This is a genomic window from Chitinophaga sp. YIM B06452 (assembly GCF_039655965.1).
Lineage (GTDB): Bacteria > Bacteroidota > Bacteroidia > Chitinophagales > Chitinophagaceae > Chitinophaga.
This window is the reverse complement of record NZ_JAWLKY010000003.1, coordinates 217340-234160: the sequence shown is the minus strand read 5'-3', so window position 1 is coordinate 234160 and position 16821 is coordinate 217340. Positions and strand designations below refer to the sequence as shown.

Genomic DNA, 16821 nt, shown 5'->3' with positions numbered 1-16821 from the left:
CCAATGGAGATTGAACTGCGTTTTGGTATTTTTACTTTCTTGCCATCTCTATCATGGCAGAGACTTCTTCCACGGCAATATCGTCTGTACTTCCAGCGCCGGTGAACTTGAAGCGAATATTCCCATTCCTGTCGATCACGAATTTCGTGGGGATGGCCGATACTTTGTAGTCCGTCACCACTTTATTTGTCCCTGTACCTGCATCTTTCAGATCCATAAGCACTTCAAAAGGATAATTGTTTTCAACCACGTATTGTTTTGCTTTTTCAGTCGCGTCCTCTTCCTTTTCCCATGTATGGATGAACAGGAAACGGACGTCCTTGTCATCCTTAAATTTTTCCATCGCTGTTTTCATCGCGGGGAAAGACCTTTTACAGGGGCCGCACCAGGTGGCCCAGAAGTCCAGCACCACGATCTTCCCTTTCAGGTCCGCCAGGGAAACGGATTTGCCGTTCACGTCAGACAATGTGAACGTGGGAGCGGGTGTGTTGATGATCTGCTTTGCCAGGTCGGCCCTTACTTTTTCGGCTATCTTTTTATTCAGCGCAGCCATGTACTCATCGTAACCGGCTGAGCTTCCTTTAACCTTTACGTACAGCTCCTGGAGGCTTTTCTTTATCGGGGCGCTCACAAAGCCTGCCTGAACAGTTTCATCCAGCACGTTGAAGGCTTCGCTGTTCCGGCCCAGGGCGGCCAGGATATTTGCGTAGGCAAAATTTATATTCGGTCTCATCCTGTCTGAACTGTCGCGGGCCTCAGTGATGTACTTCAGTGCCTGGTCGTATTTCTTTTCCTTGTATGAAATCTCGGCGAGAATGGAGCTGCTGGTCACATAGGCTGCTTTCACAAAACCGTTCGCACCCTGGTCGCTGCTCTTTGCAGACAGGTGGCTGAGCGCCAGCGCCCTCGCCTTATGGCATAATACAGCTGCCTCCTTCGTATTTCCTTTTGCCGCCAGGCGCTGCGACAGGCCGGTCAGCCCTTCCGGTTTCCAGACAGGCGACTGTATTTTGTCTGCGTACACCATCATCTTCTTAAGGTCGCCGGCTTCCATAAATGCGTTGGCAACAGCGTGGGCAGCATAATCGTATGAGTAGCTGTCTTTCCAGGGCTTGGTTGGCGGGAACTTTGCCACCCATTTTTTATAGGCCGCTTCCTTTTTAAGGGCATCTTTTTCGTTGTATACCACTGTTACTTCCTCTTCTCTCACTACTTCTCCCAATGGGAACATGGTCTTCAGCCTGCCTGTTATGGAATCGCTCACTTTCTGCTTGTTCAGCATATAAAAGAAACGGCGGGCGGTCAGCCAGTCCCTTTCGTCTTTGCTGCTTTGGATCAGCGCATACAATTGCGCTTCCAGTTTGCTTTTGTCCGCTTCGTCAGAGGAGCGGGCGAGCCTGGCATAATACCGTTCTGTCGTATCAGCCGCCGGTTTTCCTGACTGGGCGTATGCATGGTTTGCGCCGGCTGTTGCCACCAGTAGAAAAGCCGGTAAAAGGAATTTTGTCATGTTTTACGTTTTATCGTGGGTTGGTTAAAGATTTTCCGGGATCATCCCCTGGCCATATTGATCATGGCGTCCATTTCTTCGTGGAATGCGTCGCTGCCGGCAGCACTGTTACCTATCGTGGTAAAGCGGATGTTTCCCGCGCCGTCGATCACGATCTTGCATGGAATGGCGTTGACCTTATAGTTCACCGCAGCTGTATTCTTTTTAGTTTCCGGGTCTTTCAGGTCCATCAGTACATTGAACGTGTATTTCATATCCCTGATATAATCCCCTGCAGCCTTGGCCGCATCAGGCGCTTTTTCCATGGTATGAATGAACAGGAACACCACATTCCCGTCATTCTTATACCTGTTCACCGCTTCCTGCATATTGGGGAAAGACGCTTTGCAGGGGCCGCACCAGGTAGCCCAGAAATCGAGCACCACTACCTTTCCTTTGAAGTCGCTCAGCTTAACGGTTTTACCTGCGAGGTCTTTCAGCTCAAAATCATACGCCGGTTTATTGACCATCGTTTTCGCTACTTCTTCCCTTACTTTTTCTTTAAACGCCTTGTTTATTTCCGCAGAAAGCTCCGAAAATCCTTTCTCAGAGCCATTCACAGCCACATAAGCGGTTTTAAAACGCTCCTTTATCAGCGGGGTGGCAGCGCCGCTTTTCAGCAGGTCCACCATATCGGGATATGCTTCGTTGTATTTATTCAGTTGAATGAGGTAGTTGAGATAGGTCGCCTTCAGTTGGGCGATGCCCACCGCAGTTGTTTTGGACTGCTTTTCGTATATCCGTTTAGCGTGTGGGAATCCTTCTTTATATTTCCCGTTGGCATACAGCAGCTCGCTGAATATCCTGGAGAATTCATCCATTCCCTTATGGGTGGTATCGCCTTTGAGATCGGCGAAAGTTTTCCGGATCAGCTTTTCGCCCAGCTTGTAATCCTTTCCAGCAATGGATTCGCGCGCGGCATAGGAAAATGCATTTGTTTTATACTCGCTGTTCCGGATCATGTTCAGGTACTCCATTACTTTCTGCGGTTTGTTTTTGCCCAGGAAAGTAACGGCCACGAAATACCTGGAACCGTCCAGGTTGAATTCCGGTCTTGAGCCGAACCGTGCTACCATTTCGCGGTAGTTCTTTTCATTTTCAGCGGGGTCTCGCTCTACATAGATCCGTTCGCCCAGTACATTAAAAGCCGCCCTGCCGTTGGGAAAACGCTGGCTGATCACTTCAGCGATCTCTTCTTTTTTATCCGTGTTCCGCGTGCCGTTGTAATAGTTCAGCAGCAGCTGGAGGTCGCTTTCTTCTTTGCTGTTTTCCAGGGTGCGAAGCGTATCCTGCAAGGCCGCCGTATCCTTCATGTCCAGGATGGCGTTCAGCCTGGGATCAGCGGTGCGGCGTTGGGCGGCGCTGGGTAAGGCCAGTAGCGAGCAAAATAAAAGGGGAAGCAGTTTCATGACTTTAATGGTTGAAGGCAACCAACGGGGCATACCGCTCCGTTGGTTGTGTAAGTTAATATTCGGGATTGTCTTCAAGATTCGGGTTGGCGTTGAGTTCCTGAGAGGGAATGGGATATAGCTGCTGGAACGGTTTCCAGGCGGGCTTTATCAGGCTCAGCACTGCCGTGGCCCTGTTCAGCCTTTTCAGGTTGAACCACCTGTCTGCCTCGGTAAACAATTCCACCCATTTCTCATGTTCTACCGCAGCCAGCAGTTGGTCTTTCGTAAGAGTGAGCGGCAAAGGAAGTATCTGCGCGCGGTTCCGTACTTCATTGATATCCTTCACGCCGTCTTCCACCTTTTGCTGGTTGGCCCTGGCTTCCGCGCGGGTAAGGTACATTTCCGCCAGCCTGATCATCACCGGGTACTCGTTGCCGGCGGTGGCGTTGCGTAGTTTGTATTTATAAGGATACCAGTATTCTTTCCCAGCATAGGTCATGGATTTGGTCCAGTAAACCTTGCGCTGGTCGTTGGCTTCGAAGGTGTTGGCCAATGTATCGTATAGCACGAAGCTGGGTGTGGTGGCAGACGGCAGGAACTCGCTGCCCATGATCGTTGCAGGCGTGGTAATGCCCGCCAGTGATATCTGCCAGATAGTTTCGTTGCTGTTCATCAGGAACACCTTGTCCAGGTCGGTTACCAGGCTGTATACGCCGCTGTTGATCACTTCCGTGGCCTCAGCTTCGGCGCCCGCCCAGTTGGACTGGTAGAGATATACCCTGGCGAGGAATGCGGAGGTTACATACCGGTTGATCCTTGCTCTTTCCAGCGAAGGATAGGCGGTACCCAGCAGTTGCTTTGCGTCTGTAAGATCGGCCACGATCTGTTTGTATACATCCGCTACTTCAGACCTTGGCAGCTGGCTGGTGCGCAGTGCGTCTGTAGTGGTCACCAGCGGCGTTTTCCCGAAATAGTTGACCAGCTGGAAATACAGCCAGGCTCTCCAGAATTTGGCTTCACCTAATAATTGGTTCTTTAACGTGGCGGAAAGAGAGGTGGTGGCGGTGAGCCCTTCGATCGCGAAGTTGGTTCTGCCTATTCTCCTGTACAGGTTGGAATATTGGATCAGCGCATCATTACTGGCAGCCAGCACATTATTCTTAAAATTATCGAAAGAAGTATTGGTAAGATAGTATCCTTCATCAGCACTCATGGCTCCGTACCTGATGGAGCTTAAAACAACAGATTCATTACCGCTGGCAATGCCGCTGTAAATGCCCATCACAACAGCGGTAGCCGCGGCTGAATCAGTAAAGGCGTTATCAGAGCCAACGGCGTTGGGCGGCGTGTCGATAGCAATGTATTTTTCGCAGGAGTAAAAACCTGTCACCAATGCCAGGGAAACGAACCCCAGGCAGCTATTCTTTATATGCAATATTCTCGATTTCATGCTGGCAATTTTAAAGTGTAACGTTAATTCCGGCTGTGATTACCCGCAGCGGCGGCATGGCAGTGCCTGTTTCCGGATCGTAAACATATTTCTGTTTGGAAGTCCACCAGAGGTTCTGGCCCTGCAGGTATACCCGCAGGTTGCCTGCTTTTATCTTCTCCGCTATCTGTTTCGGGAAAGAATAGGAAAGGTTGACGTTGCGAAGGCGCAACCAGGAAGCGTTCCCGAAAACGGCGTCTGAGCCGGAATAAGAGGAATAAATGGAAGATGTGGTGGTATATCTTGGCACACTGGTCGCATCGCCTGGCTTCTGCCAGCGGTCCAGCCAGAAGGCAGGCATGTTGCCGCCGCTCAGCACACCCGGTGCGCTGGCCGGCCGTATATTGCCGTCCTGGATGGTATACTGGAAGAAGAAACTGAGATCGAAATTTTTATAAGTGATCACGTTGTTCAGGCCACCGTATGCCTTGGGCGCGGTATAACCTACTATCGCCCGGTCCCTGCTGAAATTAGGCGTAAAGGTCAGGCTGTCTTTCGCCGCATCGCGGTACATGGGCTTGCCGGTAGCAGGGTCGGCGCCCTGGTACTGGAAACGCATTAGATAGCTCAGCTGCTGCCCGAGAGCATTCACGTTATAGAAGAAATAACTCTTGCTGGCGCTTAGCACTTTCGTTCTCGGGATGGTCAGGTTAAATGAACTGCTCCATTTGAAATCTTTCTTCCGGATATTGACAGTATTTAATTCCAGCTCGAAGCCTGTGTTCTGGATCAACGCGTCAAAGTTGGCGCTGTAGGAATTGAACCCGGCCTGCGTAGCCAGGGAAAGAGAACCCAGCTGGTTAGGTGTGCGGTTCCTGTAATAATTCGCGGTCACCTGCAGGGCATTTTGCAGGAAACCCAGCTCCATGCCAAATTCCAGCTTATAGGTGGTTTGCCATTTCAAAGTGGGGTTCTCTACCCTGCTGGGCGCCAGCGCGGCCCCGCCCTGGTATGCCGTAGTGCCTGAATACAGGTTGCGGTACAGGTAATCGCCGATCTGGTCGTTGCCGGTAAGGCCGTAGCTGGCCCTCAGCTTGCCGAAAGACAGCCAGGGGAGTGATTTTCCAAATTCCTCGTTGGTGAATACCCATCCGCCGCCCAGGGACCAGAAAGTGCCGAAACGATTGCTGGGCCCGAACCTGGAAGAACCGTCCCTTCTCAACACTGCATTGAAAAGATACCTGGAATCCCAATCATAGGTAACGCGGCCAAACAGCGAATTATAGCGATAGAGCGTATAACCGGAACTTGGGTTCCCGTAAGTGCCCGCGCCTGCAAGGGTACCCAGTAAAGCCGGCGTGCTGTAGTTATCTGCGGAATTGCGCAGGGAAGTATTCAGGCTATGCTGGAAAGTGCCGCCCAATAAAGCAGACAGCCTTCCCTTGTAAATACTGGTATTATAGGTAAGCTGTGGCTCCACGATATACCCTTTTTGCTCTATCGTCGTAAAATCCGCCGAATTGGTAGGCGTACCGCTCAGTGGATTTTTTGATATTGCCGGGAGCTGGTTGTTCTGGTTCAGCGATGTGCTGCTGTATCCGAAGCTGGTCTTAAAGTCCAGGCCAGGCAGGATGGTATAGCGCAATATCGTATTGGCCATCAGGTTATTGGTCTTGCCGATATATTTCACCAGCAGGTACGATTCAGGGTTCGTAAAATTGCCCGTCCATATCAGCCCGCCATTGGCATTGTACAGCGGGAGATTCGGCGGAAGATTGTAGAGCGTGCTCATATCCTGCCGCAGCAGGTTGCTTTCCCCGTAAGAATAATTGACGGCAACGCTGGCGAAGAATTTTTTATCCAGCGAGCTGTGCTCCGCATTCAGCCTGGTGGAGATGCGGTAGTCGTTAAAATCGCCGGGAAATACCGTAGTTTCTTTATGGTAGCCGGCATTCAGCAGGAAGCGCGTGCGCTGGTCGCCGCCGGATACGGTGGCTTGCGCATCTGTAGCGTTCGCGGTGCCGCCCAGGTATTTTTTCTGCCAGTCGGTATTCGTGTCCTGATCCCAGAGGAGCAGGTCGGGCGCGTTGCCGGCAGTGGGTGTAATGCCGTCGTTGGCAAAGGCTTCCTTGCGCATCTGGAGGTATTGTTCCTTATTCATCATGGGGATGAAATGACCGACTTTCCCCGCACCACGGTATACGTTAATGTCCAGCTTCGTTTTACCGGCCTGGCCTTTTTTGGTGGTGATGAGCACTACGCCGTTGGCGCCGCGGGTGCCGTAGATAGCCGTAGCATCGGCATCTTTGAGGATGTCTATCCTTTCGATCTCAGCGGGGTTGATAATGCTGAAGGGACTGATGCCGCCGTTGGCAGCGAAAGACCCGCGGCCGTTGAGATCGTTGGTAACAGGTACCGCGCCGTCCTGGATGTTGAATGGAACGCCGTCTATGATATACAGCGGCTGCGAGCCCGCGCCGGTTTGGTCCAGCGTATTGAGGCCGCGCACCACGATGGTCACACGGGAGCCGGGCAGGCCGTTGGATTGGGTAACGAGCGCGCCGGCTACCCTGCCCTGCAATGCGTTGAGCGGGTTGGCCACCGGTTGTTTGGCAATTTCTTCCGCGGTAATGGAACTGATGCTGCCGGTGTTCTTCGCTTTGGTGGTGGTGCCGTAGCCGATCACCACGGTCTCGTTCAGCCCGCTCACGCTGATCTTCAGCGCTACGTTGATCTCTTCCCTTCCATTTATTTTAAAGCGTTGTGTTTCAAAACCGATGTAGGATACGACCAGTTCCGCATTCTTCGGCACATTCCGCAGGGTGTAAGTGCCATCAGGTTCCGTATGCGTGCCGAAAGGCGTTCCCGGCACCACGATGGAAACGGCCGGCAAGGGATTTCCCTTTTCATCGGTCACCCTGCCTTTGATAATGATATTGTCCTGCACCTGCGGCTCTTCAGCCGACACGGGCGCCGGCGGTGCGGCAGGGCGGGCTTTCCAGGAAAGCACGATGGTTTTTCCCTGGATAATATAATCCAGCGGCTGGTCTTTCAGCAAAGCATCCAGGAAATCCTGCAGCTGCATGTTCTCCGCTTTTACCGATACCGGTTTGGCTGCATTGAAGAATTGTTCATTGGCAAAAACGACGTAGCCGGTTTGTTTTTCCACGGCTGAGAAAGCCTGCTTCAGGCTCGCTCCCTTCGCGGAATAAGAAACTTTCTGTGCTGTGCCGGCGGCATAGGAATGAACAAGCGCAACGGTCAATAAAAAAGCGGTCAATCTCATGATCCTCACGATTTTGGTTAGGCGATGGCATCTGGCCGGGCTTCCCGGCTGCCAATGGCAGTTTTTTTGCATAAATTGCAAGAGATTTGGTTGTTAATGAAATGGTTTGTCAGACCGGTTTATTTCAATTGAATCCTGCCGTCATGGGGCCAACCATGGCGGCTTTTTATTAATGGTTGATCGTAAAACGGTTGGTCTTACTCTTCTGATTACTCATGTCTTAATGTTATTTATGTATAGGTAATATCCGCCTGTTCCAATCAGGGCAGCACGATCAGCTTCCGCCCTTCCAGCCTGAAATGCACGTTCGACTTCTGCAGCACTACCAGCAGGCCTGACAAAGGAATGTCCCTCGTCATTTTCCCCCAGAAGGTGATCGCCGGTACGCCTTTTTCATATTCCACATCTATGTCGTACCATCTTTCCACCTGCCGCAGGAACTGCTCCAGCGTAGCGCCTTCGAAATTAAAAACGCCGTTCTTCCAGGCCATTACTTTGTCGATATCCACATCGTCCGCCACTTTGATGCCGTTGCTTATCTGCGCCTGCTGACCTGGTTTCAGCATCGCGCCCTGCCTGTTGCTCACCACTCCAACCTTGCCTTCCAGCAGGGTGGTATAAATGGCCGGCTCGTTTGCATAAGCGTTTATATTAAAGTGCGTTCCCAGCACCTGCACTTCAGCAGTATTATTTACCTCTACAAGAAAAGGCTTGTCTTTGTTCTTCGCTACTTCAAAGTAGGCCTCCCCTGTTACTTCCACTCTCCGTTCTTTCCCCGTGAATGCGGTAGGATACCGCAGGGAACTGGCTGCGTTCAGCCAGACCTTCGTATCATCGGGCAGCGTTATCCTGAACTGGCGGCCGCGGGGCGTGGTCATGGTATTAAATGCAGTTCCGGCCGGTTCCCCGGTTTCGTCGTACACCACCTGCCCGTTCTGCAACCGCACCTTTGCGCCGTTCTGCGTGGCGATCACGCCGTTGCCCAGGCTGTCCAGCTCCACCTGCGAGCCGTCCGCCAGCGTAAGCACCGCGCCGTTTTTGCCGGGAGCGATGTCGGGTGTATTGACGGCCGCTACCTCAGGCTGGGAACTTTTATCCCTGGTGCTTAGCAGGTACGCACCCAGGCCTGCGGCCAGCACGGCCACTGCCGCAGCCCAGCCCCATCTTCTCATAAAATGCACACGGTGTACGGGCACAGGCGTTGTTTCAACCTCCGGGCCCACCTGTTCCATCAGGCGGGCATACACTTCCTCCTGCCAGCGCGCCAGCCCCGGCTCATCTGCGTTGAATTCGCCGGTAGCCTCCAACTCCGCTTCCCAGGCCTCTACCAGCAGCTTTTCTTCAGCCGTGCAGTTGCCCTGGTTATAACGTTCGATCAGTTCTCTCGCTTTAATTGCGTCCATATAAATCAACGTGGTTCTAATAAGTAGTCGGGCGGGAAAGCTAAACCGGGTATAAAAAAGAAAAAAATTTACCTGGCCAGGTCGGAAAGGGCCATGATAACGGCTACGCCGGTGTATCCAAGGGTATTTTTGATGAGCAGCAGGGCTTGCTGCACCTGTTTCCTGGCGGTTTCGGGGGAAGTGCCCATTTTTTCCGCGATCTCGGCATAACTGAGATGTTGTTCGCGCCTGAGCAGGTAAGCCTCCTTCATACGGGCGGGCATTTTTGCCACGGCGCCCTGGATGGCCTCCTGGGCCTCTTTCAGTTCCAACCTGAGTTGTGAAGACGGGGGAAGGGTGTTAACAGCCGTATCGGTGAGCACCGCCAGGTAATCGCGGCGGGTAATGTTCCTGGCAATGTAATCCCTTACCTTGTAGCGCACGCTGCTGTGCAGGTAAGCGGGCAGGGAACCCTGTATATCGAGCTCGGTCCGGCGTTGCCAGAGTGAAAGGAAGACGTCCTGCAGCACGTCAGCCGCCTCTTCTTCCCCTCTCAGCATTCTTGCCGCCAGGGTAAAGAGGTCTTTCCAGTACCGGTCATACAACAACCTGAAAGCATCGGCATCCCCCTGCGCTATCCGCGCAAGCAGCTCCCTGTCCACTTGTGTATGATCGGTTGACAATAATTCTTTGATTTAGCAGCCGGTTGCAAACTATAATAAAAATGTCAGAATACGATCATATACATGTTTTTTGCGGTGAGAATGAATGATTTCCCCTAGGTTCGCCTCCTCTAAAATCAGCACGTCAACCATTTGCAGGAATATTCTCACCTTTTCTCCAGCTTCAGCACCACGCTCGTTCTGCCGCCGGATATTTCGGGGTTAAAACCGACGTTCATGAGGAACTCGCCGGAATACTGCCTGCTGTCGTCAATGGGCGATTTGGTGCCCGGGTAAAGGCTGATCTCCTTCAGGCGGTACATTGCCGCGGGATCCAGGCCTTTTAAGCGGATGGGGGCTGTGCTGCCTTCGCCGTAGCGGTTGCTCACGAGATAATTGAAGATAACGCCCTCTGATTGGTTTTTACTGATATAAGCCAGGGAAGCCACCGCGCCTTTCCGCGGATCCGCCAGCCGGTATTGGTCGCCCTGCCATACCAGCTGTTTGAAGGAATTGTATTCTTTGATCGCCTGTTTGCAATAAGCCAGGTCTTTCTCCCCCAGGTGGCTCACCACGATATCGAAACCCAGCTTGCCCATCATCGCCACGTCCGTCCGGAACTTGATGGGCTGCTTGCCCCAATCGGTAACGTGGTTGGCCGTTGCAATGGCCGGGTAGAAATAGGAATACTCCCACTGGATGAAGATCCTCTCCAGCGGGTCGGTATTATCGCTGGGCCAGTATTCGGTGAAATATTTCAGCGCTTCGTAATCCACGCGCCCGCCGCCGCCGGAACAAAGCATCATGGGCACCGTGGGATATTTATCGCGGATGCGTTTCAGCACATTGTACAAGCCGCGCATGTATTCAATATAAAAATGGGACTGGTTGCCGCCGAGATACGCGGAATGCGCGTTAAATATCACCGCGTTGCAATCCCATTTGATATAAGCCAGGCCAGGGTTTCGGATAAAAAGACTGTCCACCGTGCCATACACGAAATCCTGCACGGCGGGATTGCTGAGGTCGAGTACCAGCTGGTTGCGGAAATAATGCTCTTTGCGCGCCGGTTCTTTGATCACCCAATCGGGGTGCTTTTCATACAGTTCACTTTTAGGGTTCACCATTTCCGGCTCTACCCAGATGCCGAATTTCACATCGTTCTTAGTCGCCTCTTTCACCAGGCTGGCAATGCCGTTGGGCAGTTTGCTTTTGTTTTCCTGCCAGTCGCCAAGGCCCGCCCTGTCGCTGTTGCGGGGATATTTGTTGGCAAACCACCCGTCGTCCAGCAGGAAAAGGTCCACGCCAAGGTCTTTGGCGTCGCGCAGGAGACCCTTCAGTTTGCTTTCATTAAAATCGAAGTAAGTGGCTTCCCAGTTGTTGAGCAGGCTGAGCCGGTTGCCCTTTCCATCCAGCACTCGGTAGTTCCTTGCCCAGTCGTGCAACTGGCGGCTGGCATAGCCCTTTCCTTTATCGGAGAGGATGTACAAAAACGCCGGTGTTACGAATTCTTCTCCAGGCTTTAGTGTATATGGCGACGCATAATTGTTGATACCGGAAATGAGCCGGAGGTTATCCTGGAAATCGAGCTCGATATCCGTCCTGAAATTGCCGCTGTATTCCAGCGCGCCGTAGAGCACGGTTCCTTCGTCTTCACCGGCAGGTTTATTCAGCGAGATCATGAACACGGAAGGCTGCAAGAGATTAGCCCTCGTGCCCAGTTTTGAATCCAGCGTTTTAATGCCATGCGTGATCTTTGATTCTTCCGGTTGCATTTCCCTTGCCCAGTCGCCATGGTACTGGTTCAGCCAGAAGCCCTGCGCTTTCAGGTACAGGTTGGCGGAGGCAAATTTCTCCAGCACAACGTTCCCCTTTTCCCGGTGGCTGATCACCGACCATTGTTCGATCACGTCGTGCCTGGGGTAGACCTTGTAATGCAGCACCACTTCAAAATCGTATACGGGATCTTTGAGGGTGATTGAAAAAAGTGAAATACTGTCGCCGGACTGTTTGTGCTCATGTTTTACATACCGCAGGTCCAGCGATCGGTTGCCGTCGGCATGCACCACTGAAACCGCCGGTTCCAGCAGGTTGCGGGAGCCTGACGGCGTGTATGCGGCGTTCAGCACACCGGTATAGTCACTGGTTTGTTTATACACGGAAGGCACCAGTTTGTATTCCTGTGCGTTCACCAGCTTCTTTCCAAAATATATGACCGACAGGTCTTTTTCTTTGCCTGTTTCCAGTACCAGTGCATTGTTCTGCGTCTCGATGGGGATGATAATATCCTGGGCTTGAAGGCTGTGAACGCCTGTACCGAAAAACATCCATATGGCCCAACAAACAGATTGCCTGATCTTATTCTTTCCTTTCCTCCTGCAATTCATACGTATTCCCTGTTATAAAATTTTTAAGTGTATCCTAAGTGCATTATTGCTGCGGGCCCTTATACCGGTTATTAACGGTAATACCCGGCCACTTGTCCGTTCTGAAAGGTGCTGCGGGCCAGCCTTCTTTATTGCAGAGATTTGCATTGCCCGCATCGTCTGCCCAGGCATAACGCACTGCCACCGGCTTTGCCACCTGGCTGCTGTGTACCGTTACCTGCCCGCCGGCAATCACCGCCTCGGCGGGATAAAACTTCCTGTCCTCCCCTGCTATTTCAAAACCCTCCAGCGTGGATGATCCGTTTCGTATAGCCAATCCCGTTCCCGCTGAAGAAAAACGGATATGAACGCGGTTGCCTTCCGTCGCGGATGATTGATACACCGGCCCTGAAGCGGTCACTGTTTTGCCGTAGGTATCTCGCAATGCCACTGCTGCCAGCCGCTCTCCCACGTCCTTTTTATTGCGGGGGTGAATGTCATTCGATTCGCCCACATCGATGGTAACGGCCATGCCTGTATGAGGCAGCTTCAGCACAGCAGCCTGCGACTCCCGGATCTCCGCCCATGTGCTGCCGTTGTTGCTGTTGCCGTTGCTGGCGTTGAAGCTGGTGAGCTGCACGAAATAAAAAGGCATTTCCCGGTTGTTGAAAAGGTTCCTCCAGTCCCTGATCAGCAAAGACAGGGCATAACGGTATTCATACCCGGTATATGCATTGGCTTCTCCCTGGTACCATATCGCTCCTTTGATGTTCAGCTTACCGAAAGGATGCACCATCGCATTGTACAATACCGAAGGATAATCGTTAGGCCCTATCCCGGTTTTGATCTGCAATACTTCCTGTACGCAGTACGCCCAGTTGCCCGCAAGAGCATAGCGGTGGCCGTTCACCGTCAGCGACAATTCACTGCTGTCGCCCCAGATGCCGCCACCGGCGCCGGTATCGTCTACCCGCACGGCGATCACATTCTTCCCTGCTTTTAATTGTCCCGCGCCGATGGTATAATGGCGGTCCACATTCCACCCCCTTCCTTCACCGATCAGCGAGCCGTTCAGGTAAGCCTGGTCGCTGTCGTCTATCTTCCCCAGTTGCAGGGCTGCAGGCAGACCCGCATCTTCATCACGGATGAAAACTTCTTTTCTGAACCATACCACGCCATCCAGGCGTGATAAAACAGGTATTTTTTCCCACAGAGCAGGCAGGGGCATCTGCGGCCATTTGCTGTGATCGTAGTCTGCAGATTTCCACTTTGCGCTGTCCGCCACATCCGGCAGGTTCTTTTTCAGCTGGCGAATGTAGGCGTCTTCTTTTTGTTTCCTGGCCACGGTGAGTTGCTCCAAACTCCGTCGCGGGATCGTTTGGAAAAGTGCTTTATAGTGACTGTCCTGCGCCATGGCAGCGTAGCTGATCCACGATTCGATCTGCGTGCCGCCCCAGCTGGAATTGATAAGACCGATGGGTACATCCAGCTCCTGTTGCAGCTGGCGGCCGAAGAAATAACCAACCGCGGAAAAATTTACGATGCTGGCCCGTGAGCAGGTTCTCCAATTTGCTTCATTCGATTGCAGGGAAGGCAATCCATCTACGTTCCTCGGCACTGTATACAACCTTATCTTCGGGTTCAATGCTTTGCTGACCACCTCGTCGGCATCCGGCACGCCGCTCACTGGGAATTCCATGTTCGACTGGCCCGAGCAGAACCAGATATCCCCCATCAGCACGCCGCGTAGCGTGATCGTTTCTTTGCCTGCCACCGCCAGGTCGTAAGGTCCGCCTGCCTTTTCCGGGGCCAGTATCACCTGCCAGTTCCCGTTTTCACCCGCGCGGGTTGTTTTTTCCTGAAGGTGCAGGCTCACGGTGATCTGCTCCCAGGGACTGGCCGTCCCCCAGATCCTGAGCGGCACGTTGCGCTGCAATACCATGCTGTCGCTGAATATATGCGGCAGCTTTGGTTGCGCCTGCGCATATGTTGCGGAAAGCGTACAAAGCAAAGTGGCAATGGCTATCTGCTGAATGCGTTTTATCGCTGGTCTCATGGTTTGATACATGCTTTATATTAAATGTCGTTTGTTAGGTTATTATTGAAAAAGCCCGTCACTGCGGCAAAGCTCGTCATTTCACCAAAGCTGGTCATTGCGAGGAGCAGCGGGGGATTTGTGCGGAGCGCGACGAAGCAATCTCTTCCATGACCCGGGGTACGCTAATCCAATGCAGGAGATTGCTTCCCCGCCCCACCCGCGTTGGCTCAGCTGCTCCTCGCAATGACGACTTTCGCAGCAACGAGCTCACTTTGACGCGTTTCTCCTTGATGGCCTCGGTGCCTGAAGCCGCATATCTTTGTAGCGACGGGCTTTTGCAATGATGCTATTTCCCGGCATTCACCGTTTTTAATTCCCCGTTCACTTTCAGCTTCACCTGTTTGCGGGTGGGCGATGAAATGTTATAACGGGTCACCACACCGTCTTTCCACTCGAAATCAACGGTGCAGTCGCCTCTCGCCTTCAGGCCTTTCACTTTGCCTGCGGGTTTCCAAAGATCGGGAATTGCGGGCAGGAGTTCTATATAACCGGCATGACTTTGCATAAACATTTCCATGATGGCCGCGGCTGCGCCGAAGTTGCCATCTATCTGGAAAGGCGGGCCGGCAGAGAACAGGTTGGGATATACGCCGCCCCCCGCGCCGTAGTTGATATCTGTGCGGAGCGTAGGTTTCAGCAGCTCGCGCAGGAGCTTGAAGGCGCGGTTGCCGTCCAGCAGCCGGGCCCAGAAGAGTTGTTTGTAGGCAATGGCCCAGCTGGGGCCGTCGTCGCCTCTTACTTCCAAAGATTTCTTAGCAGCCGCGGCCAGCTCCGGCGTGCCGTTGGCGGTGATCAGGTTAGCGGGATACAACCCGTACAAATGGGAAATATGCCGGTGCTGCGGATCGGTTTCCTTGTAATCTTCCAGCCACTCCTGGATACGGCCGTCCGCAGAGATGATGCCGGCGGGAGGAAGCTGCTGCAGCTGCGCGCGCAGATCGTCTGCAAACGCTTTATCACGCTTCAGTTTCTGCGCGGCTTCGATCACGTTGGTGAACAGCTCGCGGATGATCTGGTTGTCTATCGTTGCGCCTACGCAGATGCTGGCGTGGTTGCCGTTCGGCAGCAGGAAAGAATTTTCCGGGGAAGATGAAGGCGAAGTAACGAGCCACCCCGTTTTTTCATCTTTCACCAGGATGCTTTTATAAAACAACGCCGAGCCTTTCAGGATCGGGTAAATGCTTTCCAGGTAAGCACGATCGTCTGTATACGCATAATGTTCCCATAAATTATTGCACAGCCAGCCGGAGCCGGATTTGGTAACGCCCCAGGAGGCGCTTTCGCCGGGCTCTGTGAAGCCCCATACGTTGGTGATCACATGCGCTACCCATCCTTCCGCATTGTAATAGGCTTTGGCGGTCCTCTCACCGGGCTTTACCAGCCCGCGCACCAGTTCGGTAAGCGGGAGGTTCAGTTCGGAAAGATTAGCCATTTCCACCGGCCAGTGATTCATTTGTACATTCACATCCAGGTGGTAGTCGCCATTCCAGGGCGTACGCACCTGGTTGGCCCAAAGCCCCTGCAGGTTGGGTGGCAGCAGGCCCACGCGGGTACTGCTGATAGTCAGGTACCTTCCAAATTGCAGGAAAAGCACCGGCAAGGATTTGTCTTCTTCCGGGTGTTTGTAATAGGCCGCCAGCCTTTTATCCATGGTAAGTTCTTCCGCAGGGCCGTTCCCAATATCAACGGCAACGCGGCCAAACAGTTTGCTGAAATTACGCAGGTGCAATTGTTTCTGCGCAGCATAACTTTTCTGAAGGGCAGCCTTCATATTCTTTTCCACCAGCGATTTATAATCCGGCCTGCGGAAATCTGTTGCCGTGGAAATAAAGATCAGCGCTTCATCTGCGCCTTCCACCACCAGCTCGTTTCCTTTTACAGTTTGTTTCCCGCCGGTGTTCACCACTCTCACCTGGGTAAGGTATTGCATGCCCTTCCCGTCTGTGCCATTATCCAATTGACCGGCTAACGTCAATGCCTCTCCGCTGATAGAAGAAGTTCCTTTTTCGGGGCGGCTGACGCCAACGGAAAAACTGATCTTTCCTTTTTTACCGGCGCTCAGCCGTATCACGTCCACGTCATCGCCGAAGCTGGTGAAGTATTCGCGAAGGTATTGCACACCATTGATGCTGAAAGTTGTGCCGGCCACCGCACTGTCCAGCGAAAGCCAGCGGCGGTAACCTTCGTAAAGAGCGGCGGCTCCGTCGTAGCGGTAGGTAACCGCCAGGTCCGCCAGCATCTGGAAACATCCCCATTGCGGGCCGCCGGAACCGGGGCCCAGGCATACAAAGTTCTTATCGATCAGCTTTTGCGCTTCGTCGTTCTTGCCTTCAGACAACAATCTTCTTATTTCCGGGAGCTGTCGGTAGGCCTCGTAGTTGTTGGCGTCCTGCGCGCTGCCGGACCAAAGCGTGATATCATTCAGCACTATTTTTTCCTTCTCTATGCCGCCATCCGGCGTCATGCCCAGGCGGCCGTTCCCCAGCGGCAGCGTTTCCTCCCACTGCGCGGCAGGCTTGTCGAACCAAAGCTGCAGGGGCCGCTGCTGTGCATGCAGCGCGAAAGAGCATAAGAGCAAACAAACACCGATCGTTATTTTCATTTGTGTCTTACTTTGTTTAAGTTCTGTTTATTTTTAAAGATTATTCGCTGCCAGCA

Annotated in this window: 9 protein-coding genes; all 9 read right to left on the bottom strand. The window is 52.8% G+C overall.

All coding sequences use genetic code 11. The annotated features are described in order from the left end of the window. Positions 1 to 31: 31 nt before the first annotated feature. The gene (locus R3I13_RS17815) at positions 32 to 1510 is read right to left on the bottom strand and encodes a TlpA disulfide reductase family protein (protein ID WP_346319311.1); all 1479 of its coding nucleotides are present in this window, start codon (positions 1508 to 1510) and stop codon (positions 32 to 34) included. A 41-nt stretch (positions 1511 to 1551) separates the two neighbouring features. Next, positions 1552 to 2958, bottom strand: a complete 1407-nt coding sequence (locus R3I13_RS17810; protein WP_346319310.1) for a TlpA disulfide reductase family protein — start codon at positions 2956 to 2958, stop codon at positions 1552 to 1554. A 55-nt stretch (positions 2959 to 3013) separates the two neighbouring features. Further along, a complete protein-coding gene (locus R3I13_RS17805) occupies positions 3014 to 4390 on the bottom strand; it encodes a RagB/SusD family nutrient uptake outer membrane protein (protein WP_346319309.1) in 1377 nt (458 codons plus the stop codon). Positions 4391 to 4400: 10 nt separating this feature from the next. After that, positions 4401 to 7655, bottom strand: coding sequence for a SusC/RagA family TonB-linked outer membrane protein (locus tag R3I13_RS17800; protein ID WP_346319308.1), 3255 nt, complete (start codon positions 7653 to 7655; stop codon positions 4401 to 4403). A gap of 260 nt (positions 7656 to 7915) precedes the next feature. Then, complete coding sequence (locus R3I13_RS17795; RefSeq protein WP_346319307.1) at positions 7916 to 9058, bottom strand: FecR domain-containing protein; 1143 nt, start codon at positions 9056 to 9058, stop codon at positions 7916 to 7918. Positions 9059 to 9126: 68 nt separating this feature from the next. Then, positions 9127 to 9720 (bottom strand): sigma-70 family RNA polymerase sigma factor, encoded by a 594-nt coding sequence (locus tag R3I13_RS17790; RefSeq protein ID WP_346319306.1) that lies wholly within the window; start codon positions 9718 to 9720, stop codon positions 9127 to 9129. A 146-nt stretch (positions 9721 to 9866) separates the two neighbouring features. Beyond that, positions 9867 to 12086, bottom strand: a complete 2220-nt coding sequence (locus R3I13_RS17785) for an alpha-galactosidase (protein WP_346319305.1) — start codon at positions 12084 to 12086, stop codon at positions 9867 to 9869. Positions 12087 to 12129: 43 nt separating this feature from the next. Further along, positions 12130 to 14121, bottom strand: coding sequence for a sialate O-acetylesterase (locus R3I13_RS17780; RefSeq protein WP_346319304.1), 1992 nt, complete (start codon positions 14119 to 14121; stop codon positions 12130 to 12132). A 328-nt stretch (positions 14122 to 14449) separates the two neighbouring features. After that, a complete protein-coding gene (locus tag R3I13_RS17775) occupies positions 14450 to 16765 on the bottom strand; it encodes a glycoside hydrolase family 95 protein (protein ID WP_346319303.1) in 2316 nt (771 codons plus the stop codon). Between the last annotated feature and the right edge of the window lie 56 nt (positions 16766 to 16821).

Bases quoted from the DNA above. Each gene is read 5' to 3' on its own strand.
- R3I13_RS17815 (WP_346319311.1), bottom strand. From the start codon at position 1,510: ATGACAAAATTCCTTTTACCGGCTTTTCTACTGGTGGCAACAGCCGGC.
- R3I13_RS17810 (WP_346319310.1), bottom strand. From the start codon at position 2,958: ATGAAACTGCTTCCCCTTTTATTTTGCTCGCTACTGGCCTTACCCAGC.
- R3I13_RS17805 (WP_346319309.1), bottom strand. From the start codon at position 4,390: ATGAAATCGAGAATATTGCATATAAAGAATAGCTGCCTGGGGTTCGTT.
- R3I13_RS17800 (WP_346319308.1), bottom strand. From the start codon at position 7,655: ATGAGATTGACCGCTTTTTTATTGACCGTTGCGCTTGTTCATTCCTAT.
- R3I13_RS17795 (WP_346319307.1), bottom strand. From the start codon at position 9,058: ATGGACGCAATTAAAGCGAGAGAACTGATCGAACGTTATAACCAGGGC.
- R3I13_RS17785 (WP_346319305.1), bottom strand. From the start codon at position 12,086: ATGAATTGCAGGAGGAAAGGAAAGAATAAGATCAGGCAATCTGTTTGT.
- R3I13_RS17780 (WP_346319304.1), bottom strand. From the start codon at position 14,121: ATGAGACCAGCGATAAAACGCATTCAGCAGATAGCCATTGCCACTTTG.
- R3I13_RS17775 (WP_346319303.1), bottom strand. From the start codon at position 16,765: ATGAAAATAACGATCGGTGTTTGTTTGCTCTTATGCTCTTTCGCGCTG.